This window comes from Flavobacterium sp. MEB061, from assembly GCF_000834715.1.
GTDB lineage: Bacteria > Bacteroidota > Bacteroidia > Flavobacteriales > Flavobacteriaceae > Flavobacterium > Flavobacterium pectinovorum.
The window spans coordinates 343,566-367,685 of the sequence record NZ_JXQR01000014.1; the positions used below are offsets into that span (position 1 = coordinate 343,566).

Genomic DNA, 24,120 nt, shown 5'->3' on the forward strand with positions numbered 1-24,120 from the left:
TATCAAATGATTAATTTTAAAGCTCTGCAGCATCATTTTAAGTTTACAAATCAACAACGTTTAGGGATTTTTTTGCTTTTAGGCATCATTGTAATACTACAAATGATTTATTTTTTTGTCAATTTTTCTATTCAGGAGAAAACCTTCTCTCCCGAAGAAGAACAATGGCTTTCTTTACAATCGGAAATAGATTCACTAAAAGTGGAAAAATATAATGTAGTGGCTAAAGTTTATACTTTTAATCCAAATTTCATTTCAGATTATAAAGGGTATAAACTCGGAATGTCGGTTCAGGAAATAGATAGATTGTTGGCCTTTCGGAAAGAAAATAAATATGTGAATTCAGCCAAAGAATTTCAGGAAATAACTAAAATTTCAGATTCATTGTTAAATGTTATTTCACCACTCTTTAAATTTCCGGATTGGATTCAGAATAAAAAATCATTTAAAACAGATAGAGTAGAATATGTTCACAAAGAATATCCTAAAAAGGAAAAGATAATTTTATCGGATATTAATGAAGCAAGTCAGGAAGATTTAATGAAAATATTTGGCATTGGAGAAGCTTTGTCACTTCGAATATTAAAGCAAAAAGAAATTTTAGGAGGTTTTATTTCCATGGAACAGATCAAAGATGTTTGGGGGCTTTCACCAGAAGTTCTTTTCGAATTAAATACACATTTTAAAATTGTAACGGTCCCAAATTTTAAGAAAATTGCAGTAAATGATGCTTCTTTGAAAGAGTTGGCGCAGTTTCCGTATTTCAGATATGCATTGGCAAAACAGATAATCACATATCGCAGTATGAACGGAAATTTTAAAAATATTGAGGATTTAGCAAAAATTAAAGATTTTCCTGTTGAAAAAGGAAAAATAATTAGTTTATATTTGGAGTTCTAAAAATAACATCGAAATGAATTTTGAATATAATGAAACGCAATCAATGATTGCTCAGTCTATAAAAGAGTTTGCAGAAAAAAACATTAGACCTAATATAATGGAATGGGATGAAGCGCAAATTTTTCCTGTCGATTTATTTAAAAAATTAGGTGAAATGGGTTTTATGGGTGTTTTGGTGCCTGAAGAATATGGAGGGTCCGGATTAGGTTATCATGAATATATTACTGTAGTAGAGGAAATTTCTAAAGTAGATCCTTCAATTGGACTTTCTGTTGCGGCCCATAATTCATTATGTACCAATCATATTTTGACTTTCGGAAATGAAGAACAAAAGAAAAAATGGCTGCCTAAATTGGCAACTGCAGAATATATTGGTGCTTGGGGCTTAACAGAACATAATACAGGGTCGGATGCCGGAGGAATGAATACAACTGCGGTTAAAGATGGTGATTCGTGGATTGTAAATGGTGCAAAAAACTTTATAACACATGCAATTTCGGGAGATATTGCCGTTGTAATTGTTCGTACAGGAGAAAAAGGAGATTCGAAAGGAATGACCGCTTTTGTTTTTGAAAAAGGAATGCCCGGATTTACTTCAGGTAAAAAAGAAAATAAATTAGGAATGCGAGCCAGTGAAACTGCTGAATTAGTTTTTGACAACTGTCGTGTTCCTGATGCAAATAGATTGGGTGAAGTTGGGCAAGGGTTTGTTCAGGCTATGAAAATATTAGATGGGGGTCGAATTTCAATTGGAGCCTTATCATTGGGGATTTCAAAAGGAGCTTATGAAGCAGCATTGAAATACTCAAAAGAAAGACATCAGTTTGGGCAGCCAATTAGCAGTTTTCAGGGGATCTCGTTTAAATTAGCCGATATGGCAACTGAAATCGAAGCTTCAGAATTGTTATTGCATAAAGCTGCTTTTTTAAAACAAAAACATAAGCCGGTTACAACGCTTGGAGCAATGGCAAAAATGTATGCTTCTGAAGCCTGTGTGAAAATTGCAAATGAAGCAGTTCAGATTCACGGCGGATATGGATATACAAAAGATTTTCCGGTAGAGAAATTTTACAGAGATTCTAAATTGTGCACTATAGGCGAAGGAACTACTGAAATTCAGAAACTTGTAATTTCAAGGAATTTGCTAAAAGAATAAAGAATTAAGAATATTCTTAATTTGCTCTTTTTAGTGACCGGTTTTCAGAGAAGTCGATTCTCTTTTTTCTATGTTCTATTTTCTTTTAAAATAATTTACAATTTATAACTCATAATTCATAATTAATAATTACTTTTGCAACCTTAACGAGAGGAGGTGTCTATATTATGTTAATTATACCAATTAAAGACGGAGAAAATATCGATAGAGCATTAAAGCGCTATAAAAGAAAATTTGATAAAACAGGAACTGTTCGTCAACTAAGAGCACGTACTGCTTTTATTAAGCCTTCTGTTATCAAAAGAGCTCAAATTCAAAAAGCTGCTTACATCCAAAACATGAGAGATGGTTTAGAAAGTTAGTATTAAGCTTTTCAAAAATAATTACCGTTAGTTGTCAAATTTTGATACTAACGGTTTTTTTATGCTTAATTTTGAAGTAAATAAGATTTTGAAGATATTATATATAGGTGTAATATTGGATTTTTGTGTAAAGTAAAAGAATGTATTCTTATGAAATCAAATAAAGAAGCGTTTCGTGATTATCTTCAATTCGAAAAAAAATATTCTCCCCATACTGTTAATGCTTATTTAAATGATGTGACGTTTTTTGAAGATTTCAATAAAACTCATTTTGACCAGGATAATATTGATCAGGTAAATTACAGTCAAATCAGAAGCTGGATTGTTTCTTTGGTTGATCAGAATGTTTCTAATGTTTCTGTCAATAGAAAAATGGCTTCGTTAAAGTCTTTTTATAAATTTCTTTTAAAGACAAAGCAGATAGATATAAATCCGATGCTAAAGCATAAAGCTTTAAAAACTCCCAAGATTGTCCAGATTCCTTTTTCAGAAAAAGAACTTACAGATTTAATTCAGGAAGTAGGTAATCCGGTAGGATTTGAAGAAATAAGAGATAGGCTTATTGTTGAAATGTTTTATACAACCGGAATGAGGAGGGCGGAGCTGATAAATTTGATGCTGCGTAATGTGGATTTGTCTTCCAGTGTTATTAAGGTTTTAGGGAAAAGAAATAAAGAACGCATTATTCCACTTTTACCTGTTATTGTTGATCAGCTTAAATTGTATTTAAACGAGCGGGCTTTAGTTGAGAACATCGTTGATGGTGAATATTTTTTTATTTCAAAAAAAGGGTTAAAATTGAGCGAATCTTTTGTGTATCGATTAATAAATTCTTACTTTAGTAAAGTCTCTGAGAAGGTGAAAAAAAGCCCGCATGTGCTTCGGCATACTTTTGCAACTCATCTTTTAAATAATGGAGCAGATTTAAATTCAGTTAAAGAATTATTAGGACATTCGAGTTTAGCGTCTACGCAAGTTTATACTCATAATAGTTTAGCGGAGCTTAAGAAAGTGTATACTAATGCGCATCCGAGAAATAAATAGTAATTCTTAAATGTTTAACCCTAAAATTAGTATTATGAAGGTAGATGTTCATGCCGTTAACTTTACTGTTGACAGAAAGTTGGTTGATTTTATTCAGGAGAGAATGGATAAATTAGAAAAATATTACGATCGAGTTGTCTCGGCTGACGTTTTTTTAAAAGTGGAAAGAACAAGTGATAAGGAGAATAAGGCGGTAGAGATTAAGATTAATGTTCCTGGAGACGAATTTTTGGTTAAAAAACAATGCAAAACATTCGAAGAAGCAGTAGAGCTTTCGGCAGAATCTTTAGAACGTTTGCTGGTAAAAAGGAAAGAAAAAATAAGAGCACACATATAATTGAAAATTTTTTTCAAAAAATGTTTTGATACAAAGATAAAATAGCTACATTTGCAGTCCGTTAGAAATAGCGGACTTTTTTATTGATATTGCCAGCGTAGCTCAGTTGGCTAGAGCAGCTGATTTGTAATCAGCAGGTCGTGGGTTCGAGTCCCTCCGCCGGCTCTAAATATTTCAAATGCGATTTGAAATTGTTCATGCAATTATTGATAAAAAAAAGGGGAGATACTCAAGCGGCCAACGAGGGCAGACTGTAAATCTGCTGTGTGAACTTCGCAGGTTCGAATCCTGCTCTCCCCACAAAAAAAAGTTTAGAATTCAGATTGTTGGTTTTAGATTGTTAAAGTCTAAATTCTTAAATCTACAGTCTAAAATCAGGACTCTGCCGGTGTAGCTCAGGGGTAGAGTGCTTCCTTGGTAAGGAAGAGGTCTCGGGTTCAATTCCCGACATTGGCTCAAGTAAGTAGGAAATTGAAATTAATATATAACTAAGATTAAAAATTAAGTAAAATGGCAAAGGAGAATTTTAATCGTTCCAAACCGCACTTAAACATAGGTACAATTGGACACGTGGATCACGGAAAAACTACATTAACTGCAGCAATTACAAAAGTATTGTCTGATGCTGGTTACTGTCAAGCAAAATCGTTTGATCAAATCGATAACGCTCCAGAGGAGAAAGAAAGAGGTATTACTATTAATACATCACACGTAGAGTATGAAACAGCTAACCGTCACTACGCTCACGTTGACTGTCCAGGTCACGCGGATTACGTAAAGAACATGGTTACTGGTGCTGCTCAAATGGACGGAGCTATCTTAGTAGTTGCTGCTACAGATGGTCCAATGCCACAAACTCGTGAGCACATCCTTTTAGGTCGTCAGGTTGGTATTCCAAGAATCGTTGTTTTCATGAACAAAGTGGATATGGTTGATGATGCTGAATTGTTAGAGCTTGTTGAAATGGAAATTAGAGATTTATTATCTTTCTACGAATATGATGGAGATAATGGTCCTGTAGTTCAAGGTTCTGCTTTAGGAGGATTGAATAATGATCCTGCTTGGGTACCAAAAATCATTGAATTAATGGCAGCTGTTGATGCTTGGATCGAAGAGCCAGTGCGTGACGTAGCTAAACCATTCTTGATGCCGGTTGAAGATGTATTTACAATTACTGGTCGTGGAACTGTTGCTACAGGTCGTATCGAAACAGGTATTGCTAATACAGGAGATCCAGTTGAAATCATTGGTATGGGAGCTGATAAATTAACTTCTACTATTACAGGAGTTGAGATGTTCCGTAAAATCCTTGATAGAGGTGAAGCTGGAGATAACGTAGGTTTATTGTTAAGAGGTATTGATAAAGAATCTATCAAAAGAGGAATGGTTATCATTAAGCCAGGATCAGTAAAACCACACGCTACTTTCAAAGCTGAGGTTTATATCTTGAAAAAAGAAGAAGGTGGACGTCATACTCCATTCCATAATAACTACCGTCCACAGTTCTACGTACGTACAACTGACGTAACAGGAGTTATTACTTTACCAGAAGGAGTAGAGATGGTAATGCCAGGAGATAACTTAACTATCAATGTTTCTTTATTAAGCCCAATCGCAATGAGCGTAGGTTTACGTTTCGCTATCCGTGAAGGTGGTAGAACAGTAGGGGCTGGTCAGGTTACTGAAATCGTAGGATAATCCTATAAAAATTATAAAAAGCCAGTTGTTTTCTTAACTGAAATCACTGGCTTTTAATTACGGGCGTAGTTCAAGGGTAGAATAGCGGTCTCCAAAACCGTTGATGGGGGTTCGAATCCCTCCGCCCGTGCAATATAAAATATATCAAATGACAAAAGTTACTAATTATTTATCAGAGGCTTTCGAAGAGTTAAAGTCAAATGTTACTTGGCCTGCTTGGGCTGAGGTTCAAAAATTGACAATTGTTGTGGCTGTATTTTCAGTTCTATTCGCTTTGGCAACATGGGGAGTAGATGAATTTTTTGCAAAAGCTTTGGCTGGATTTTTTAACTGGTTAAAAGGATAATTTTTTTGTGATGGCAGATAATAATGTAAAAAAATGGTATGTGGTTAGAGCTGTAAGCGGACAGGAAAACAAAGTCAAAGCTTACATCGAAACTGAGATTGCCAGATTAGGTATGGGTGATTATGTTTCCCAAGTTTTAGTGCCTACAGAAAAAGTAGTTACTGTAAAAGAGGGAAAGAAAATGTCTAAGGATAAAGTTTATTTTCCTGGATATGTTATGATCGAAGCCAATTTAGTTGGTGAGATACCTCATATTATCAAGTCTATTACTAGTGTTATTGGATTTTTAGGTGAGATCAAAGGAGGAGAACCTGTTCCTTTGAGACTTTCTGAAGTAAATAGAATGTTGGGTAAAGTGGATGAGTTGGCTGTTAATACAGATACTCGTGCTATTCCTTTCAACTTAGGAGAAACTGTTAAAGTGATCGACGGTCCATTTAACGGATTTAACGGAACAGTTGAAAAAATCAATGAAGAAAAGCGTAAACTTGAAGTTATGGTTAAGATTTTCGGAAGAAAAACACCATTAGAATTAAGTTTTATGCAAGTTGAAAAAGTATAATTTTTTGTTACATATATAATAACCATTGTAATCGCTTCCATTGATTGCAGTGTTAAATTTTTTAAAAATGGCTAAAGAAATTAGTAAGGTAGTTAAACTACAAGTTAAGGGAGGTGCTGCGAATCCGTCGCCACCGGTTGGACCTGCTTTAGGAGCTGCTGGGGTAAACATCATGGAGTTTTGTAAGCAATTTAATGCTAGAACTCAGGATAAACCTGGCAAAATATGCCCAGTGCAAATCACTGTGTATAAAGACAAATCATTCGATTTTGTTGTTAAGACTCCTCCAGCAGCGGTTCAGTTAATGGAAGCTGCAAAGCTAAAATCTGGTTCTGGTGAGCCTAATCGTAAAAAAGTAGCTAGTGTTACTTGGGAACAAATTAGAGCAATTGCTGATGACAAAATGCCTGACTTAAATGCATTCACTATTGAGGCTGCAATGAGTATGGTTGCTGGAACAGCTAGATCTATGGGTATAACTGTATCAGGAGAAGCTCCTTTTTAATTAAGAAAAAGACATGGCAAAATTAACAAAAAAGCAAAAAGAGGCTGCTTCAAAGATTGAAAAGAACAAACTATATTCTCTTAAAGATGCTGCGGCATTATTAAAAGTAGTTGCTTCTGCAAAATTTGATGAGTCTGTTGATATCGCAGTTCGTTTGGGTGTAGATCCAAGAAAAGCGAATCAAATGGTTAGAGGTGTAGTTACATTACCTCACGGAACAGGTAAAGACGTTAAAGTATTAGCATTAGTTACTCCAGATAAAGAAGCGGAAGCTAAAGAAGCTGGGGCTGATTATGTTGGTCTTGATGATTATTTACAAAAAATTAAAGATGGTTGGACAGATGTTGATGTTATCATCACTATGCCGGCTGTTATGGGTAAATTAGGTCCATTAGGTCGTATTTTAGGACCTAGAGGTTTAATGCCAAACCCTAAAACAGGTACTGTAACTATGGATGTTGCAAAAGCTGTTGCAGAGGTTAAAGCTGGTAAAATTGACTTTAAAGTTGATAAAACTGGTATCGTTCACGCAGGAATTGGTAAAGTTTCTTTTGGAGCTGAGCAAATTGTTGACAACGCACACGAAATTATTCAAACATTAATAAAACTTAAGCCAACTGCTGCTAAAGGTACCTACATTAAAGGTATTCACCTTACAAGCACTATGAGTCCTGCAATTGCATTGGATCCAAAAGCAGTATAATTGGTAGTTAAAAATTTTTAGTATGACTAGAGAAGAAAAATCAATCGCGATTGAAAATTTAACTGCGCAGTTAGCTGGTACAAATATCATTTATGTATCTGATATTTCTGGATTAAACGCAGAGACAACTTCAAACTTACGTAGAGCTTGCTTTAAAGCTGGTATCAAATTAGAAGTTGTAAAGAACACTTTGCTTGCAAAAGCAATGGAAGCTTCTGCTAATGATTATGGTGATTTACCTTCAGTATTGACTGGTAACAGTGCTATATTTATTTCTGATGTAGCTAACGCTCCTGGAAAAATTATTAAAGATTTCCGTAAGAAATCTGATAAGCCAGTTTTAAAAGGTGCTTTCATTAATAATGAAATTTATATTGGAGATAATCAATTAGATGCATTAGCAACTATTAAATCTAAAGAAGAACTTCTTGGAGAACTTATTGGATTATTGCAATCACCAGCACAAAGAATTATCTCTGCTTTACAAAACAAATTCGCTGGTAGCGAAGAAGAAGCGGAAGCATAATAATTATTGTAAGGAATTTAATTTCCTTGCAGCTTAAATAAGCGCACAATAAATAAATTATATTTTACAAATCATTTTAAACGATAGAAAAAATGGCAGATTTGAAACAATTCGCAGAACAATTAGTTAACTTAACAGTTAAAGAAGTTAACGAATTAGCAACAATATTAAAAGACGAGTATGGTATCGAGCCTGCTGCTGCAGCTGTAGTAGTTGCTGCTGGTGGTGGAGAAGGTGCTGCTGAAGAAGCACAAACTGAGTTTACAGTTGTATTAAAAGAAGCTGGTGCTTCTAAATTAGCTGTTGTAAAATTAGTTAAAGAACTTACAGGTTTAGGTCTTAAAGAAGCTAAAGATGTAGTTGACGGTGCTCCAAGTAACGTTAAAGAAGGTGTTTCTAAAGAAGAGGCTGAAGGTCTTAAAAAATCATTAGAAGAAGCTGGAGCTGTAGTTGAACTTAAATAAGTTTACTCGGTTTTAAGAACTAGGTTTAGGTCTTGAGTCAACGCTCAATGGCCTAAACCATTTTTCGTATAATAAAATAGATCAAGTTTTATTATCAAATAGTTTAAAATACGAAAAAGTTTTTGATCAATACGAAGAAAAAAAATTGAACTGAATTCTTACTAGTTTATTTTTAAAGATGTATTGATTATAATAAGAAAGTATAGATTAAACAGTGTGTGTTTACACAAAAAATTACTTTTTTTTAATCAAAATTTTGTCCATTGATGATAACAAATCAGACTGAAAGATTGAATTTTGCCTCTACAAAAAATATCCCTGACTATCCGGATTTCCTAGATGTTCAGGTTAAATCTTTTAAAGATTTCTTTCAATTAGAAACTAAATCTGACGAAAGAGGCAACGAAGGGTTATACAACACCTTCATGGAAAACTTTCCAATCACAGATACAAGAAACAACTTTGTATTGGAATTCCTAGATTATTTTGTTGATCCGCCACGTTATACAATTCAAGAATGTATAGAGAGAGGTCTTACTTATAGTGTGCCTTTAAAAGCAAGGTTAAAACTATACTGTACTGATCCAGAACACGAAGATTTTGAAACAATTGTACAAGATGTTTATCTTGGAACAATACCTTATATGACTCCAAGTGGTACCTTTGTTATTAATGGTGCCGAGCGTGTAGTAGTGTCACAATTACACCGTTCTCCTGGGGTTTTCTTTGGACAGTCATTCCACGCAAATGGAACAAAACTATATTCTGCCAGAGTAATTCCTTTTAAAGGATCTTGGATAGAATTTTCTACAGATATCAACAGCGTAATGTATGCTTATATCGATAGAAAGAAAAAATTACCGGTAACAACTTTATTCCGTGCAATTGGGTTTGAAAGAGACAAGGATATCCTTGAAATTTTTGACCTTGCTGAAGAAATTAAAGTTTCTAAAACTGGTATTAAGAAATATATTGGAAGAAGACTTGCTGCCCGTGTTTTAAACACTTGGCACGAGGATTTCGTTGATGAAGATACCGGTGAGGTAGTTTCTATCGAACGTAACGAAATCATCCTTGATAGAGATACTATTATCGACAAAGATAATGTTGAAGAAATCATCGATTCTAACGTTAAATCTATTTTGTTACACAAAGAGGATAATAATCAGGCAGATTATGCTATTATCCACAATACGTTACAAAAAGATCCAACAAACTCTGAAAAAGAAGCTGTAGAGCACATTTACCGTCAGTTACGTAACGCTGAACCGCCTGATGAGGAAACTGCTCGTGGTATTATAGATAAATTGTTCTTCTCTGATCAACGTTATAACTTAGGTGAAGTTGGTCGTTATAGAATGAACAAAAAACTTGGTTTAGATATTCCAATGGAAAAGCAAGTGCTTACCAAAGAAGATATCATTACCATTGTAAAATATTTGATTGAGTTAATCAACTCTAAAGCAGAGATTGATGATATTGATCACTTATCAAACCGTCGTGTTAGAACAGTTGGAGAACAATTGTCTCAACAATTCGGTGTTGGTTTAGCCCGTATGGCTAGAACTATTCGTGAGAGAATGAACGTTAGAGATAACGAGGTGTTTACACCAATTGATTTGATTAATGCTAAAACATTATCGTCAGTTATCAACTCTTTCTTTGGGACTAACCAGTTATCTCAATTTATGGATCAAACGAATCCATTAGCTGAGATTACGCACAAAAGAAGACTTTCTGCACTTGGACCAGGTGGACTTTCGAGAGAAAGAGCTGGTTTTGAGGTTCGTGACGTTCACTATACACACTATGGTCGTTTATGTCCGATTGAAACTCCTGAGGGGCCAAACATTGGTTTGATTTCATCTCTTGGTGTTTATGCAAAAGTTAATGGAATGGGATTCATCGAAACTCCATACCGTAAAGTAACTAATGGTGTAGTTGATTTAGAAAGTACTCCAATTTACTTAAGTGCTGAAGAAGAAGAAGGTAAAATGATTGCTCAGGCAAACATTGAAATGGATGAAAATGGTAAAATTACAGCTAGCAATGTTATTGCTCGTGAGGAAGGTGACTTCCCGGTTGTTGAACCATCTGTAGTTCATTATACAGACGTTGCTCCTAACCAGATCGCTTCGATTTCTGCTTCATTAATTCCTTTTCTGGAACATGATGATGCGAACCGTGCGTTGATGGGATCAAACATGATGCGTCAGGCAGTTCCTTTGATCCGTCCTGAAGCACCAATTGTAGGTACAGGTTTAGAGCGTCAGGTAGCTTCAGATTCAAGAGTATTAATCAATGCTGAAGGGCATGGAACTGTTGAATATGTTGATGCTAATATCATTACTATTAAATACGATCGTACAGAAGACGAGAGAATGGTTAGTTTTGATGCTGATGAGAAAACATACAACCTAATTAAATTTAGAAAAACCAATCAAGGTACAAGTATCAACTTGAAACCAATCGTAAGAAAAGGTGACAGAGTGATTCCTGGACAGGTATTATCAGAAGGATATGCTACTCAAAATGGTGAATTAGCTTTAGGTAGAAACTTAAAAGTTGCGTTCATGCCATGGAAAGGGTATAACTTTGAGGATGCGATTGTAATTTCTGAAAAAGTAGTTCGTGATGATATTTTTACTTCTATCCACGTTGATGATTATTCATTAGAGGTTAGAGATACTAAGTTAGGAAATGAAGAGTTAACAAACGATATTCCTAACGTTTCTGAAGAAGCTACTAAAGATTTAGATGAAAACGGTATGATCAGAATTGGAGCAGAGGTTAAGCCTGGCGACATTTTGATCGGAAAAATTACACCAAAAGGGGAATCAGATCCTACTCCGGAAGAGAAATTGCTTCGTGCAATCTTCGGGGACAAAGCAGGTGATGTAAAAGATGCTTCATTAAAAGCTTCTCCATCTTTACACGGTGTAGTTCTTGACAAAAAATTATTTGCAAGAGCCGTAAAAGATAAACGTAAACGTACTCAGGATAAAGATGCTTTAGGCGCTTTAGAAATGGAATTTGAAACTAAATTTGTTGAATTGAAAGACAGATTGGTTGAAAAATTATTCCTGATCGTAAACGGAAAAACATCTCAGGGTGTAATGAATGATTTGGGTGAAGAAGTTTTACCAAAAGGTAAAAAATATACTCAAAAAATGCTTTACGCAGTAGAAGATTTTGCTCACTTAAGCAAAGGTCAATGGGTTGCTGATGATGCTACAAATAAAATGGTTAATGATTTGATTCATAACTATAAAATTAAGCTGAACGATTTACAAGGATCTTTAAGAAGAGAAAAATTCACTATTACAGTTGGAGATGAATTACCATCTGGAATCTTGAAATTAGCGAAAATTTATATCGCTAAAAAACGTAAACTGAAAGTAGGGGATAAAATGGCAGGACGTCACGGTAACAAAGGTATTGTTGCAAGAATCGTTCGTCATGAAGATATGCCTTTCCTTGAAGACGGAACACCGGTAGATATCGTATTGAATCCACTTGGGGTACCTTCACGTATGAACATTGGTCAGATTTATGAAACTGTTCTTGGATGGGCCGGACAAAATTTAGGTAGAAAATTTGCTACTCCAATTTTTGATGGTGCTTCTTTAGATCAAATTAATGAATTAACTGATGAAGCTGGAGTACCACGTTTCGGACATACACACCTTTATGATGGTGGTACTGGAGAGCGTTTCCATCAAGCTGCAACTGTGGGTGTAATTTACATGCTTAAATTAGGACACATGGTTGATGATAAGATGCACGCACGTTCTATCGGTCCATACTCGTTGATTACTCAACAACCACTTGGAGGTAAAGCTCAATTTGGAGGTCAGCGTTTTGGAGAGATGGAGGTTTGGGCACTTGAAGCTTATGGAGCATCAAGTACACTTCGTGAAATCTTAACTGTTAAGTCGGATGACGTTATTGGTAGAGCTAAAACTTACGAAGCTATCGTTAAGGGTGAGTCTATGCCAGAGCCAGGATTACCTGAATCATTCAATGTATTAATGCATGAATTGAAAGGTCTTGGACTTGACATTCGTTTAGAAGAATAATAAGTATTAGGAAGTTTTCAGTCCCGATTTTTATCGGGGCTGATTACTCATTTATAGAAGTTTTTAGGATTTATACCCGTAACCCGTTCCGATTTTTTATATAAGCCCTAAGAGTTTTATAATTAGCACTTCAAAATAATTAGGTTTGAAGTTTAGAGAAGTAACCCGAGGTAGTGTTGAAGTAGAAAGTTTAAAAGTCCAAAGTCTAAAGTCATTCGTGACTTTAAAAACTTTATGACATTTGACTTTAGACTTAACCAAGAATCAATTTTTTAATTGCAAATAAATCAATAGTAAAAACTATGATGAATAATAGAAATAATAATAAAGATAAAAATCCAGTTAAAAGATTTAATAAAATCTCAATCGGATTGGCTTCACCAGAATCAATCTTGAAAGAATCAAGAGGAGAGGTGTTGAAACCAGAAACTATCAACTACAGAACTCACAAACCAGAGCGTGACGGACTTTTCTGCGAAAGAATCTTCGGACCTGTTAAGGATTTTGAATGTGCTTGTGGTAAATATAAAAGAATTCGTTACAAAGGTATCATCTGTGACCGTTGTGGCGTTGAAGTTACAGAGAAAAAAGTACGTCGTGACAGAGTAGGACACATCAACCTTGTTGTGCCAATTGCTCACATTTGGTATTTCCGTTCTCTTCCAAACAAAATTGGTTATATACTTGGTCTTCCATCTAAGAAATTAGATATGATCATTTACTACGAAAGATACGTAGTAATCCAGGCTGGTATTGCTAAAAATGCAGATGGAGAATCATTACAAAGATTAGATTTCTTAACTGAAGAAGAATATTTGAATATTTTAGATACTCTTCCACAAGAAAATCAATATTTAGATGATATGGATCCTAATAAATTTGTTGCCAAAATGGGAGCAGAGTGTATTATGGATTTATTGGCTCGTATTGACTTAGATGCTTTATCTTATGAATTAAGACATAGCGCTAACAACGAGACATCTAAACAACGTAAAACTGAAGCTTTAAAAAGATTACAAGTTGTTGAATCTTTCCGTGAGTCTAACTTAAACCGCGAAAATCGTCCTGAGTGGATGATTATGAAAGTGGTTCCTGTTATTCCACCAGAATTACGTCCGCTTGTGCCACTTGATGGAGGTCGTTTTGCAACTTCAGATTTAAATGACTTATACCGTCGTGTAATTATCCGTAACAACCGTTTGAAAAGATTAATGGAGATTAAAGCTCCTGAAGTTATCTTAAGAAACGAAAAACGTATGTTACAGGAATCTGTAGATTCATTATTTGATAACACTCGTAAAGCTTCTGCTGTTAAAACAGAATCTAACAGACCATTAAAATCATTATCTGATTCCTTAAAAGGTAAGCAAGGACGTTTCCGTCAAAACTTACTTGGAAAACGTGTGGATTATTCTGCTCGTTCGGTAATTGTTGTTGGTCCTGAATTAAAATTATTTGAATGTGGATTGCCAAAAGATATGGCATCTGAGTTATACAAACCTTTCGTAATCCGTAAATTGATTGAAAGAGGTATTGTTAAAACAGTAAAATCTGCTAAGAAAATTATAGACAAAAAAGAGCCTGTAGTTTGGGATATCCTTGAAAATGTAATTAAAGGTCACCCAGTATTGCTTAACCGTGCTCCTACGTTACACAGACTTGGTATTCAAGCTTTCCAACCAAAATTAATTGAAGGAAAAGCAATCCAATTGCACCCATTAGTATGTACGGCTTTCAACGCCGATTTTGATGGGGATCAGATGGCAGTTCACTTGCCATTAGGACCAGAGGCTATTTTAGAAGCACAATTATTAATGTTGGCTTCTCACAATATCTTGAACCCTGCAAATGGTGCTCCAATTACTGTACCTTCTCAGGATATGGTCTTGGGTCTATATTATATGACCAAAGAACGTATCTCGACACCAGAACATGTAATTTTAGGACAAGACTTAACTTTCTATTCTGCTGAAGAAGTAAACATTGCATTAAACGAAGGAAGATTAGAATTGAATGCTCGTGTAAGAATCAGAGCGAAAGATTTTAATGACGCTGGAGAATTAGTGTTCAAAATTATTCAAACAACTGCAGGACGTGTATTATTTAATGAAGTAGTACCGGAAGCAGCTGGATATATCAATGATGTATTGACTAAGAAAAACCTTAGAGATATTATCGGACACATTTTAAGTGTGACTGATGTACCTACAACGGCAGCTTTCTTAGATAATATGAAAGATATGGGTTATAAATTTGCATTTAGAGGAGGTTTATCTTTCTCTCTTGGTGATATTAGAATCCCAGAACAAAAAACTAAATTAATTGCAGATGCCAGAGAGCAAGTTGAAGGTATTTCTGTGAATTATAACATGGGTCTTATTACCAATAACGAGCGTTACAACCAAGTTATTGATGTATGGACTTCAGCAAATGCTCAGTTAACAGAATTAGCAATGAAAAATATTAGAGAAGACCAACAAGGTTTCAACTCTGTATATATGATGCTTGACTCTGGAGCGAGGGGTTCTAAGGAACAGATTCGTCAGTTAACTGGTATGCGTGGTTTGATGGCTAAGCCTAAAAAATCTACTGCTGGTGGTGGAGAAATTATTGAAAACCCGATTCTTTCTAACTTTAAGGAAGGTCTTTCGATCCTTGAGTATTTCATTTCTACTCACGGTGCTCGTAAAGGACTTGCGGATACGGCCCTTAAAACTGCCGATGCCGGATACTTAACAAGAAGGCTTCATGACGTTTCGCAAGATGTTATTGTTAACATCGAAGATTGTGGAACTTTAAGAGGTGTTGAAGTTTCTGCTTTGAAGAAAAATGAGGAAATCGTTGAGTCATTAGGAGAAAGAATTTTAGGACGTGTTGCATTGCAAGATGTTATAAATCCACTTACTAATGAAGTAATGGTTCAATCTGGCCAACAAATTACTGAAGCAATTATGAGAACTATTGAAGCTTCTCCGATTGAAAGAGTAGAGGTTAGATCTCCATTAACTTGTGAGGCTTTAAAAGGTATTTGTGCTAAATGTTACGGTAGAAACTTAGCTACCGGTAAAATGACACAAAGAGGTGAAGCTGTCGGAGTTATTGCAGCTCAGTCTATTGGAGAGCCAGGTACACAGTTAACACTTCGTACGTTCCACGTTGGAGGGGTTGCCGGAGGTATTTCTGAAGAATCTAGTATTGTTACAAGATTCAACGGTAGACTTGAGATTGAAGATTTAAAAACTGTTAAAGGTGAAGATAGTGAAGGTAATGCGGTTGATATCGTAGTATCACGTTCAACTGAATTAAAATTAGTTGACGAGAAAACTGGAATCGTCTTAAATACACATAACATTCCTTACGGTTCTAGTATCTTTGTTAAAGATGGAGAAACTGTTACTAAAGGATCTGTGATCTGTAAGTGGGATCCATATAATGGTGTAATTGTTTCTGAATTTACTGGTAAGATTGCTTACGAAGATTTAGAGCAAGGACAGTCGTTCATGGTTGAAATCGATGAGCAAACAGGATTCCAGGAAAAAGTAATTTCTGAAGCAAGAAATAAAAAATTAATTCCAACTTTATTGGTTTACGGTAAAGAAGGTGAATTGATTCGTTCGTATAACTTACCAGTAGGAGCACACCTTATGGTTGAGAACGGTGAGAAAATTAAAGCAGGTAAAGTATTAGTGAAAATCCCACGTCGTTCTTCTAAAGCAGGCGATATCACGGGAGGTTTACCAAGAATTACTGAGTTGCTTGAAGCTCGTAACCCTTCAAACCCTGCAGTTGTTTCTGAAATTGACGGTGTTGTTTCTTTTGGAAAAATCAAAAGAGGTAACCGTGAAATTGTTATCGAATCTAAATTTGGTGAGATTAAAAAGTATTTAGTTAAACTTTCTAGTCAAATTTTAGTTCAGGAAAATGACTTTGTAAGAGCAGGAGTACCATTGTCTGACGGTGCAATTACACCAGATGATATTTTAAGAATTCAAGGTCCGGCTGCTGTTCAACAGTATTTGGTAAATGAAATTCAAGAGGTATACCGTTTACAAGGGGTGAAAATTAACGATAAGCACTTTGAGGTAGTTATTCGTCAAATGATGCGTAAAGTAAGAGTTCAGGATCCGGGAGACACATTGTTCTTAGAAGATCAATTAATTCATACTAAAGACTTTATCGTTCAAAACGATAAATTATATGGTATGAAAGTAGTTGAAGATGCTGGAGATTCAGCTGTATTGAAACCAGGACAAATTATTTCTCCTCGTGATTTACGTGATGAAAATTCATTGTTGAAACGTACTGATAAAAATCTTGTTGTAGCAAGAGATGTAATTACCGCAACTGCAACGCCAGTTTTACAAGGTATTACAAGAGCTTCGTTACAAACTAAATCATTCATTTCTGCTGCTTCTTTCCAAGAAACAACAAAAGTACTTAACGAAGCTGCTGTAGCTGGTAAAGTAGATGATTTAGAAGGATTAAAAGAAAATGTAATTGTTGGACACAGAATTCCTGCGGGAACTGGTATGAGAGAATACGATAACACTATCGTAGGATCTAAAGACGATTACAATGAAATGATGGCCAATAAAGAAGAATATATTTATTAATTAGGAAACTATGAGTAATCCGAAACAACAACAAGAGCAAATTAATATCGAGTTAGATGAAACTATCGCAGAAGGAATTTATTCTAATCTTGCGATTATAAATCACTCATCATCAGAGTTTGTTTTAGATTTTGTGAGCATTATGCCGGGTATTCCTAAAGCCAAGGTAAAGTCAAGAATTGTCCTGACACCACAACATGCTAAAAGATTATTAAAAGCAATTGGTGAAAATATTCATCGTTTTGAAGTAGCTCACGGCGAGATCAAAGACACTGAACAAGCACCAATACCGCTTAATTTTGGTCCTGCGGGACAAGCATAATATAAAAAGCCCCAGAAATGGGGCTTTTTTTTTGTTGAAATTGAAATATAGAAATCTGTAGTTTGTCCGATTTTTATTTCACTTTATCGACTAAATTTCCTAATGCAATTCTATTAGGTTAATTTAGACTTTCTTAATAGAAGAGGTTTGATTTATGAAATATAATGACTTAGTAAGGTTGATTTAATTCAGATTAAAAAAAAGCGCTAATATTTAAATTAGCGCTTTTTTTGTTATTTTTTTGAAATGAAAATTAATCAAACTCTGAAGTAAAGAATAATTTTACAGTTGGATATTTATTTTGAGTCATTTGAATTGTAAAATCAGAATCGGCTAAAAATACCAATTGACCGTATTTATCATGTGCTAAGAATTTTTGTTTAATACGTTTAAATTCTTTGAATTCATCATTTTTAGCATCGTCAGGTTTTACCCAACATGCTTTATGTACAGGGAAATTTTCATATGTACATTTTGCACCGTATTCATGCTCTAAACGATATTGAATTACCTCGTATTGAAGCGCTCCAACCGTTCCAATAACTTTACGATTATTCATCTCTAAAGTAAATAACTGCGCAACGCCTTCATCCATTAACTGATCAACCCCCTTGTCCAATTGCTTGGCTTTCATAGGATCAGCATTATTAATATATCTAAAGTGCTCAGGAGAGAAACTTGGAATCCCTTTAAAGCTCATGATTTCGCCTTCTGTTAAAGTATCTCCAATTTTAAAATTTCCGGTATCATGTAAACCTACAATATCACCTGGGTATGAAATGTCTACAATTTCTTTTTTCTCAGCAAAGAAAGCATTCGGACTCGAAAATTTTAAATTTTTCTTTTGACGAACGTGGTAGTAAGGTTTATTTCTTTCAAAAGTTCCAGAAACAATTTTAATAAATGCCAAACGGTCTCTGTGTTTTGGATCCATATTAGCATGGATTTTAAATACAAAACCTGTCATTTTTTCTTCTTTAGGATCAACCAAACGGGTTTCAGAATCTTTTGCTCTTGGAGAAGGAGCGATTGTTACGAAACAATCTAGCAATTCACGAACTCCAAAGTTATTTAATGCCGATCCAAAAAATACTGGCTGAATTTTTCCGTCTAAATAATCCTGACGCTCAAATTTTGGATAAACTTCATCGATTAATTCTAATTCTTCACGAAGTTTGTCAGCTGCTTTTTGACCAACAATTTTATCTAATTCAGGATTGTTTTGAACATCAGAGAAAGCGATCGTTTCTTCGATATTTTTACGGCTGTCACCGCTAAAAAGATTGATATTTTCTTCCCATAAATTATAAATTCCCTGAAAGTCATAACCCATTCCGATAGGGAAACTTAAAGGTGTAACTTTTAATCCCAGTTTTTGTTCCACTTCATCCATTAAGTCAAAAGCATCTTTTCCTTCACGGTCTAATTTATTGATGAAAACAATCATCGGAATGTTACGCATTCTACAAACGGCAACTAATTTCTCCGTTTGTTCCTCAACCCCTTTTGCAACGTCAATTACAACAATAACGCTATCAACTGCGGTTAAAGTTCTAAAAGTATCTTCGGCAAAATCCTTGTGTCCAGGAGTATCAAGAATGTTGATTTTTTTATCTTTATAATTAAAAGCAAGTACAGATGTTGAAACCGAAATACCTCTTTGGCGTTCGATTTCCATAAAGTCACTCGTTGCTCCTTTTTTAATTTTATTATTTTTTACAGCACCAGCTTCCTGAATTGCCCCTCCAAACAACAATAATTTCTCAGTTAAAGTTGTTTTACCGGCATCGGGATGCGATATAATTCCAAATGTTCTTCTGCGTTGTATTTCTTTTAAAAAGCTCATATTTTGTATAAATAGGTTGCAAAAGTACTATTAATTACCGCTTAATAAAAATATTCACTTCTTAATTTGGGAAGTCTTTCTTTTAAAGAAAAAAATAAGGCTGTTATTATAACAGCCTTACATTAGTCATTTTAAATTACTGATTAATTGACCAAACTGAATATCCTTTTGGAGGACATTGTATTTTTACCCATTTGTCTGCTTGCGTGGTTGGATACCAAGTTGAGTTTCCTGTAAAATCTTTAATTTGAGTATTTGCCCAATTAGTTTCAACCCATCTTTCTTGCCAGGAAGATGAATTATTGATATAAACCACTAATCCCGGATTTCCGTTGTATCCATTTCTTCTGGCAACATATTCATCATTATCAGAATATAAAATTGAAGTTGTACCAGTTGCTTTGTTGTTATGAATCCAGATTAGATTGTTTAATTTGCTCTTATCCAGCCATTCCTCGTAATCTCTATAGAAAATTGTTGGATATCCTTCATGCGTTAAAATATAAGAATACGCCAATAATTTATTTGAAATTTCATCCGTATCATGATTGGTTACAAAAGTTACCGCTTTATATGGATTTCTTTTCCACATCATATCGTCATTTAAAAGAGCCAGATTATTTCCGTCAAAAGCATCATTCATTTTGTAGTAACAAGCAAAATCAAATACAGAACTATTAGCATTATTCGCCCAGTCATTTAATATGTTTACATTAGAATCCCATAATTCACCTACAGAAAACCCACCTACATTTGCATTCCAGTCCCTAACAACCCAAGAACCAAAACCCTTAACGTAATCAAATCTCCAGCCATCAAATTTCATTGTGTTTTTGTAATATTTACCAACTCCATCAGCTCTCAGCCACAACCAATCTTTCACATTAGGAGCTGCGTGGCATAAGTCCGGAAATCCACCAAAACTTCCTTCATCATTATTGCCATAACTATTTTTATAAAAATCATTATAAGTACGTTTAAATTTTCCAGAAGCAACTCCGGTAAAATTTGTCCAGGTATTTGTTCCCGTAAAAGGATTCGCTTCTGATTGGCCACCGCTATTGTGATTAATTACGATATCAGCATATACTTTCATGTTTTCAGTATGTGCCTTTGTAATCAGGCTTACCAATTCGGTTTTAGAACCAAATCTGGTTTCGATAGTTCCATTTTGGTTATAATCTCCAAAATCGAAATAATCCGTTGGATCATATCCCATAGAAAATGCTCCGTTTTGCGCTTTTGAGGCAGGAGGAAGCCATACAGATCCAATTCCGGCATTAGACCAGTCGGTTAATTTAGTCGTAACAGTATTCCACCAGTTTCCGCCCGCAGGAACATCCCAATAAAAAGCCTGCATCATAACGCCTCCACCAGGATTATCAACATATTTGCCTGTTAGGGATGATTTGGTTTCGCCGGTACTAAAAGGTTTTCCGTCATGATGTGTTACATTGATGATTTTGAATTCTTTACTCGCTGCACTTGCGCCATTTTCAGATGTTTCATTGTCAGAACAAGCGCAAAACAATGCAGTAATTGCAACAAAGCAATAAAATTTCACAAAAGGTTTTTTCATAATAATGATTTGGTTAAGGTTAGATTAATAAAGTTGTAATTGTGTCGGATATTAATGATAAAAGTGAATTATTCATAATTTTATCACATATAAAATATTAATTACTCATCTAAAGTATATAAATTTTGTTATATTGTAAATTATAGGAAATTTTTTATATCACGAAAACGTTGTAGTGTTGAAAACTTTTAATTTTAGGAGTAAAAAATTTAAACAATTCCGTCATAAATAAAACCACAATTATATCGATATGAGCTTTATTATTTGGAGATTGTATTTTGAAGTATTTCTGCTGATAAACAACTTCTTATTAATTGAATTTACGAGCTATCCCATAATTTTTTGTTAATAGTATTGCTGATAGTTGTATTATGTAATTGAATTGTTATTTTTGTTCGTTATAAGTTAGAAGAAACTAGAAGTTAATTATTTAATGTTTCAGAATGAATTTTTGAAAGAGAAATAAATGAATTGGTAGTTTAAATAAAGTCTAAAAGCATTCAAATTAAATTTAAAATAATGTTATTAAAAAAAATTCAGCTAAAAACAATTGATTACAAATTTGGGTTAACAATATGTTTTTTACTTTTTTTCAACTCATTTATTTCAGCACAGGAAATTATTCCGGATGTTGTTGTAGCAGAAAAACCAGTTGAAGCTCCTTCTGGACAGAAGCAAAAAATTGACGGTATTATTGCAACTGTTGGAGATTATATTGTTTTAGATTCTGATATTGATAAAGGATATTTAGAAATTACCAGTCAGGGAGGTTCTACAAAAGATATTACAAGATGCCAAATGCTTGGTAAACTTTTAGAGGATAAATTATATGCGCATCAGGCTATTCAGGATAGTATTATTGTAAGCGATGCTGAAGTAAGAGGAATGATGGAAGAGCGTCTAAACTATATGATGCAGCAAGTTGGAGACATAAATAAGGTTGTAGCTTATTATAAGAAAAACTCTGTAGAAGAATTCAAAACTTACTTTGCTGATATCTTAAAAGAGCAAAAGTTAGCTTCTGAAATGCAGAAAAAAATTATTGATGCAGTTGAGATTACACCGGAAGAAGTTCGTAATTTCTTTAAAAAAATACCAAAAGATGAATTGCCAACTTTTGGAGCAGAAATGGAAGTAGCACAAATTGTTGTAGAACCAAAAGTTTCAAAAGAAGACGAGCAAAAGGTTATTGACCGATTAAATGGTATTAGAAAAGATGTATTAGACGGATCTAGTTTTGCTACCAAAGCAGTTTTATATTCACAAGACCCGGGATCATCTTCTAGTGGAGGTTTCTATAAAATGACAAGAAAAACTCCTTTCGTAAAAGAGTTTAAAGATGTTGCATTTAGTTTGGCAGAAGGAGAAATTTCGGAACCATTTAAAACTAATTTTGGATATCATATTATTATGGTAGATAAAATTAAAGGGCAAGAAGTTGAATTACGTCATATTTTAATAGCTCCAACTGTTTCTGAAGATGCTTTGAAAGAAGCTAAAGAAAGAATCATAAATATTAGAAAAAAGATTGAAAGTAAAGAAATTTCTTTTGCTGATGCAGCCAGAACAGAATCTGATGAAAAAGAAACAAGAGCAAATGGTGGTACTTTAGTAAATCCTAATACACAAGACACACGTTTTGAATTGACTAAAATGGATCCGACATTATACAGTCAGGTTTCGAATTTAAAGGATGCTGAAATTTCTCAGCCACTTTTAAACACAGATGAAAAAGGTAAAAAAACATATAAGTTAATTACTGTTACCAACAGAATTGAAGAGCATACGGCGGATTATGCTAAAGATTATACTAAAATTAAAGAATTAGCATTAAAAGAAAAACAAATCAATGCCATTGCTAAATGGTTTGACGAAAAAATAAAAGATACCTATATCAAAATTATTGGAGAGTACAGAGATTGTACTTTTACAAACAATTGGTTGAAAAAATAATTTTTATTAAATAAATAAAAAGAGTTAGTTTTATGATTTCATAGTACTAACTCTTTTTAATTTTAAATACATTCATAAATGTCTGACGTAACAGCAATTCATAATTTAGTTCAAAAACGTAACGGATTAAAAACCGAAATAGCAAAAATAATTGTAGGGCAGGACGCCGTTGTAGATCAAATTTTACTTTGTATATTTTCGGGCGGACATGCTCTTTTGATAGGTGTGCCGGGATTAGCAAAAACATTATTAATAAATACTTTGTCTCAGGCATTAGGTTTAGATTTTAAAAGAATTCAATTTACGCCGGATTTAATGCCGTCAGATATTTTAGGAAGTGAAATTTTAGATGAAAACAGAAGGTTTAAATTTATAAAAGGACCCGTTTTTTCTAATATTATCCTGGCTGATGAGATTAATAGAACACCGCCAAAAACGCAAGCAGCTTTGCTTGAAGCGATGCAGGAACGTTCTGTTACAATCGCTGGTGAAAATCATAAATTAGATTTACCATATTTTGTATTAGCAACTCAAAACCCAATTGAACAAGAAGGAACTTACCCGTTGCCGGAAGCTCAGTTAGACCGTTTTATGTTTGCTATAAAATTAGAATATCCTAGTTTTGAAGAAGAAGTGCAAGTCGTAAAACGTACAACTTCTGATGCTAAAACAACTATAAATCCATTATTTACAGCACAGGAAATTATCGATTTTCAACATTTAATCCGCAGAATTCCTGTAGCAGATAATGTTATTGAATATGCGGTGTCTTTAGTTAGTAAAACTCGTCCGGATAATAAGCTGACGAATGACTTTGTTAGAAATTATTTAGATTGGGGAGCTGGACCAAGAGCGTCTCAAAATTTAATTTTGGCAGCAAAAGCACATGCCGCTTTTAATGGTAAATTTTCACCTGATATTGAAGATGTAAAAGCAGTTGCAATTGGTATTTTACGCCACAGAATTATTAAAAACTACAAAGCTGATGCTGAAGGAATAACTGAAGAAATTATTATTCAGAAATTATTATAAAACGAACAAAGTTTGCGAAAAGCCTAACATTAAATTGTTAGGCTTTTTTTTTGTTTGATTTGGGAATTTATATCGTAAAATAATCTTTAATAA

General features: G+C 34.2%; 19 protein-coding genes and 4 tRNA genes. 21 read left to right on the forward strand and 2 right to left on the reverse strand.

What is annotated here, in order from left to right; translation table 11 throughout:
• The first annotated feature begins 6 nt into the window (after window positions 1–6).
• From RT99_RS07020 to RT99_RS07110, 19 genes are all read left to right on the forward strand, one after another.
• Window positions 7–900 carry a helix-hairpin-helix domain-containing protein gene (locus RT99_RS07020; RefSeq protein WP_042564080.1) on the forward strand — a complete coding sequence of 298 codons (894 nt, stop codon included), beginning with the start codon at window positions 7–9 and terminating at the stop codon, window positions 898–900.
• Between the two features lie 13 nt (window positions 901–913).
• On the forward strand, window positions 914–2,056 hold the full coding sequence (locus RT99_RS07025; RefSeq protein ID WP_042564004.1) for an acyl-CoA dehydrogenase family protein: 1,143 nt from the start codon (window positions 914–916) through the stop codon (window positions 2,054–2,056).
• 167 nt (window positions 2,057–2,223) lie between these two features.
• Window positions 2,224–2,418, forward strand: a complete 195-nt coding sequence (gene rpsU / locus RT99_RS07030) for a 30S ribosomal protein S21 (protein ID WP_026985791.1) — start codon at window positions 2,224–2,226, stop codon at window positions 2,416–2,418.
• Between the two features lie 150 nt (window positions 2,419–2,568).
• Window positions 2,569–3,462 (forward strand): tyrosine-type recombinase/integrase, encoded by an 894-nt coding sequence (locus tag RT99_RS07035; protein ID WP_042564005.1) that lies wholly within the window; start codon window positions 2,569–2,571, stop codon window positions 3,460–3,462.
• A 34-nt stretch (window positions 3,463–3,496) separates the two neighbouring features.
• The gene (gene hpf / locus RT99_RS07040) at window positions 3,497–3,799 is read left to right on the forward strand and encodes a ribosome hibernation-promoting factor, HPF/YfiA family (RefSeq protein ID WP_042564006.1); all 303 of its coding nucleotides are present in this window, start codon (window positions 3,497–3,499) and stop codon (window positions 3,797–3,799) included.
• Between the two features lie 91 nt (window positions 3,800–3,890).
• Window positions 3,891–3,964 (forward strand) — tRNA-Thr (locus RT99_RS07045).
• A 54-nt stretch (window positions 3,965–4,018) separates the two neighbouring features.
• Window positions 4,019–4,099, forward strand: a tRNA-Tyr gene (locus RT99_RS07050).
• Between the two features lie 84 nt (window positions 4,100–4,183).
• A tRNA-Thr gene (locus RT99_RS07055) sits at window positions 4,184–4,255 on the forward strand.
• Between the two features lie 54 nt (window positions 4,256–4,309).
• On the forward strand, window positions 4,310–5,497 hold the full coding sequence (gene tuf, locus RT99_RS07060; protein ID WP_042564007.1) for an elongation factor Tu: 1,188 nt from the start codon (window positions 4,310–4,312) through the stop codon (window positions 5,495–5,497).
• Between the two features lie 59 nt (window positions 5,498–5,556).
• A tRNA-Trp gene (locus tag RT99_RS07065) sits at window positions 5,557–5,627 on the forward strand.
• Between the two features lie 18 nt (window positions 5,628–5,645).
• The gene (secE, locus tag RT99_RS07070; protein ID WP_041517377.1) at window positions 5,646–5,843 is read left to right on the forward strand and encodes a preprotein translocase subunit SecE; all 198 of its coding nucleotides are present in this window, start codon (window positions 5,646–5,648) and stop codon (window positions 5,841–5,843) included.
• 10 nt (window positions 5,844–5,853) lie between these two features.
• Entirely contained in the window at window positions 5,854–6,405 is a 552-nt protein-coding gene (nusG, locus tag RT99_RS07075; RefSeq protein ID WP_029273444.1) for a transcription termination/antitermination protein NusG, read from the forward strand.
• Window positions 6,406–6,472: 67 nt separating this feature from the next.
• Complete coding sequence (rplK, locus tag RT99_RS07080; protein ID WP_029273445.1) at window positions 6,473–6,910, forward strand: 50S ribosomal protein L11; 438 nt, start codon at window positions 6,473–6,475, stop codon at window positions 6,908–6,910.
• 13 nt (window positions 6,911–6,923) lie between these two features.
• Window positions 6,924–7,613: a 50S ribosomal protein L1 gene (gene rplA, locus RT99_RS07085; RefSeq protein ID WP_017496725.1), complete on the forward strand. Its 690-nt coding sequence runs from the start codon at window positions 6,924–6,926 to the stop codon at window positions 7,611–7,613.
• A gap of 22 nt (window positions 7,614–7,635) precedes the next feature.
• The gene (gene rplJ, locus RT99_RS07090) at window positions 7,636–8,139 is read left to right on the forward strand and encodes a 50S ribosomal protein L10 (RefSeq protein WP_042564008.1); all 504 of its coding nucleotides are present in this window, start codon (window positions 7,636–7,638) and stop codon (window positions 8,137–8,139) included.
• A 92-nt stretch (window positions 8,140–8,231) separates the two neighbouring features.
• On the forward strand, window positions 8,232–8,603 hold the full coding sequence (rplL, locus tag RT99_RS07095) for a 50S ribosomal protein L7/L12 (protein ID WP_007807437.1): 372 nt from the start codon (window positions 8,232–8,234) through the stop codon (window positions 8,601–8,603).
• Window positions 8,604–8,869: 266 nt separating this feature from the next.
• Window positions 8,870–12,682, forward strand: coding sequence for a DNA-directed RNA polymerase subunit beta (gene rpoB / locus RT99_RS07100; RefSeq protein ID WP_042564009.1), 3,813 nt, complete (start codon window positions 8,870–8,872; stop codon window positions 12,680–12,682).
• Between the two features lie 302 nt (window positions 12,683–12,984).
• The gene (rpoC, locus tag RT99_RS07105; RefSeq protein WP_042564010.1) at window positions 12,985–17,295 is read left to right on the forward strand and encodes a DNA-directed RNA polymerase subunit beta'; all 4,311 of its coding nucleotides are present in this window, start codon (window positions 12,985–12,987) and stop codon (window positions 17,293–17,295) included.
• A gap of 10 nt (window positions 17,296–17,305) precedes the next feature.
• Window positions 17,306–17,617: a DUF3467 domain-containing protein gene (locus tag RT99_RS07110; protein ID WP_026985797.1), complete on the forward strand. Its 312-nt coding sequence runs from the start codon at window positions 17,306–17,308 to the stop codon at window positions 17,615–17,617.
• Between the two features lie 253 nt (window positions 17,618–17,870).
• Here the strand turns inward: RT99_RS07110 and RT99_RS07115 are convergent, their stop codons facing one another.
• Entirely contained in the window at window positions 17,871–19,463 is a 1,593-nt protein-coding gene (locus RT99_RS07115; protein WP_042564011.1) for a peptide chain release factor 3, read from the reverse strand.
• Window positions 19,464–19,599: 136 nt separating this feature from the next.
• On the reverse strand, window positions 19,600–21,042 hold the full coding sequence (locus tag RT99_RS07120) for an alpha-amylase (RefSeq protein ID WP_042564012.1): 1,443 nt from the start codon (window positions 21,040–21,042) through the stop codon (window positions 19,600–19,602).
• A gap of 519 nt (window positions 21,043–21,561) precedes the next feature.
• On the opposite strand from RT99_RS07120, the gene RT99_RS07125 reads away from it, so the two are divergent.
• Window positions 21,562–22,995, forward strand: coding sequence for a peptidylprolyl isomerase (locus tag RT99_RS07125; RefSeq protein WP_042564013.1), 1,434 nt, complete (start codon window positions 21,562–21,564; stop codon window positions 22,993–22,995).
• A gap of 78 nt (window positions 22,996–23,073) precedes the next feature.
• Complete coding sequence (locus RT99_RS07130; protein WP_042564014.1) at window positions 23,074–24,027, forward strand: MoxR family ATPase; 954 nt, start codon at window positions 23,074–23,076, stop codon at window positions 24,025–24,027.
• The last annotated feature ends 93 nt before the right edge of the window (window positions 24,028–24,120 follow it).

What these genes read in the sequence shown, in the direction of transcription:
- RT99_RS07020 (WP_042564080.1), top strand. Translation starts at nt 7, where the DNA reads ATGATTAATTTTAAAGCTCTGCAGCATCATTTTAAGTTTACAAATCAA.
- RT99_RS07025 (WP_042564004.1), top strand. Translation starts at nt 914, where the DNA reads ATGAATTTTGAATATAATGAAACGCAATCAATGATTGCTCAGTCTATA.
- rpsU (WP_026985791.1), top strand. Translation starts at nt 2,224, where the DNA reads ATGTTAATTATACCAATTAAAGACGGAGAAAATATCGATAGAGCATTA.
- RT99_RS07035 (WP_042564005.1), top strand. Translation starts at nt 2,569, where the DNA reads ATGAAATCAAATAAAGAAGCGTTTCGTGATTATCTTCAATTCGAAAAA.
- hpf (WP_042564006.1), top strand. Translation starts at nt 3,497, where the DNA reads ATGAAGGTAGATGTTCATGCCGTTAACTTTACTGTTGACAGAAAGTTG.
- tuf (WP_042564007.1), top strand. Translation starts at nt 4,310, where the DNA reads ATGGCAAAGGAGAATTTTAATCGTTCCAAACCGCACTTAAACATAGGT.
- secE (WP_041517377.1), top strand. Translation starts at nt 5,646, where the DNA reads ATGACAAAAGTTACTAATTATTTATCAGAGGCTTTCGAAGAGTTAAAG.
- nusG (WP_029273444.1), top strand. Translation starts at nt 5,854, where the DNA reads ATGGCAGATAATAATGTAAAAAAATGGTATGTGGTTAGAGCTGTAAGC.
- rplK (WP_029273445.1), top strand. Translation starts at nt 6,473, where the DNA reads ATGGCTAAAGAAATTAGTAAGGTAGTTAAACTACAAGTTAAGGGAGGT.
- rplA (WP_017496725.1), top strand. Translation starts at nt 6,924, where the DNA reads ATGGCAAAATTAACAAAAAAGCAAAAAGAGGCTGCTTCAAAGATTGAA.
- rplJ (WP_042564008.1), top strand. Translation starts at nt 7,636, where the DNA reads ATGACTAGAGAAGAAAAATCAATCGCGATTGAAAATTTAACTGCGCAG.
- rplL (WP_007807437.1), top strand. Translation starts at nt 8,232, where the DNA reads ATGGCAGATTTGAAACAATTCGCAGAACAATTAGTTAACTTAACAGTT.
- rpoB (WP_042564009.1), top strand. Translation starts at nt 8,870, where the DNA reads ATGATAACAAATCAGACTGAAAGATTGAATTTTGCCTCTACAAAAAAT.
- rpoC (WP_042564010.1), top strand. Translation starts at nt 12,985, where the DNA reads ATGATGAATAATAGAAATAATAATAAAGATAAAAATCCAGTTAAAAGA.
- RT99_RS07110 (WP_026985797.1), top strand. Translation starts at nt 17,306, where the DNA reads ATGAGTAATCCGAAACAACAACAAGAGCAAATTAATATCGAGTTAGAT.
- RT99_RS07115 (WP_042564011.1), bottom strand. Translation starts at nt 19,463, where the DNA reads ATGAGCTTTTTAAAAGAAATACAACGCAGAAGAACATTTGGAATTATA.
- RT99_RS07120 (WP_042564012.1), bottom strand. Translation starts at nt 21,042, where the DNA reads ATGAAAAAACCTTTTGTGAAATTTTATTGCTTTGTTGCAATTACTGCA.
- RT99_RS07125 (WP_042564013.1), top strand. Translation starts at nt 21,562, where the DNA reads ATGTTATTAAAAAAAATTCAGCTAAAAACAATTGATTACAAATTTGGG.
- RT99_RS07130 (WP_042564014.1), top strand. Translation starts at nt 23,074, where the DNA reads ATGTCTGACGTAACAGCAATTCATAATTTAGTTCAAAAACGTAACGGA.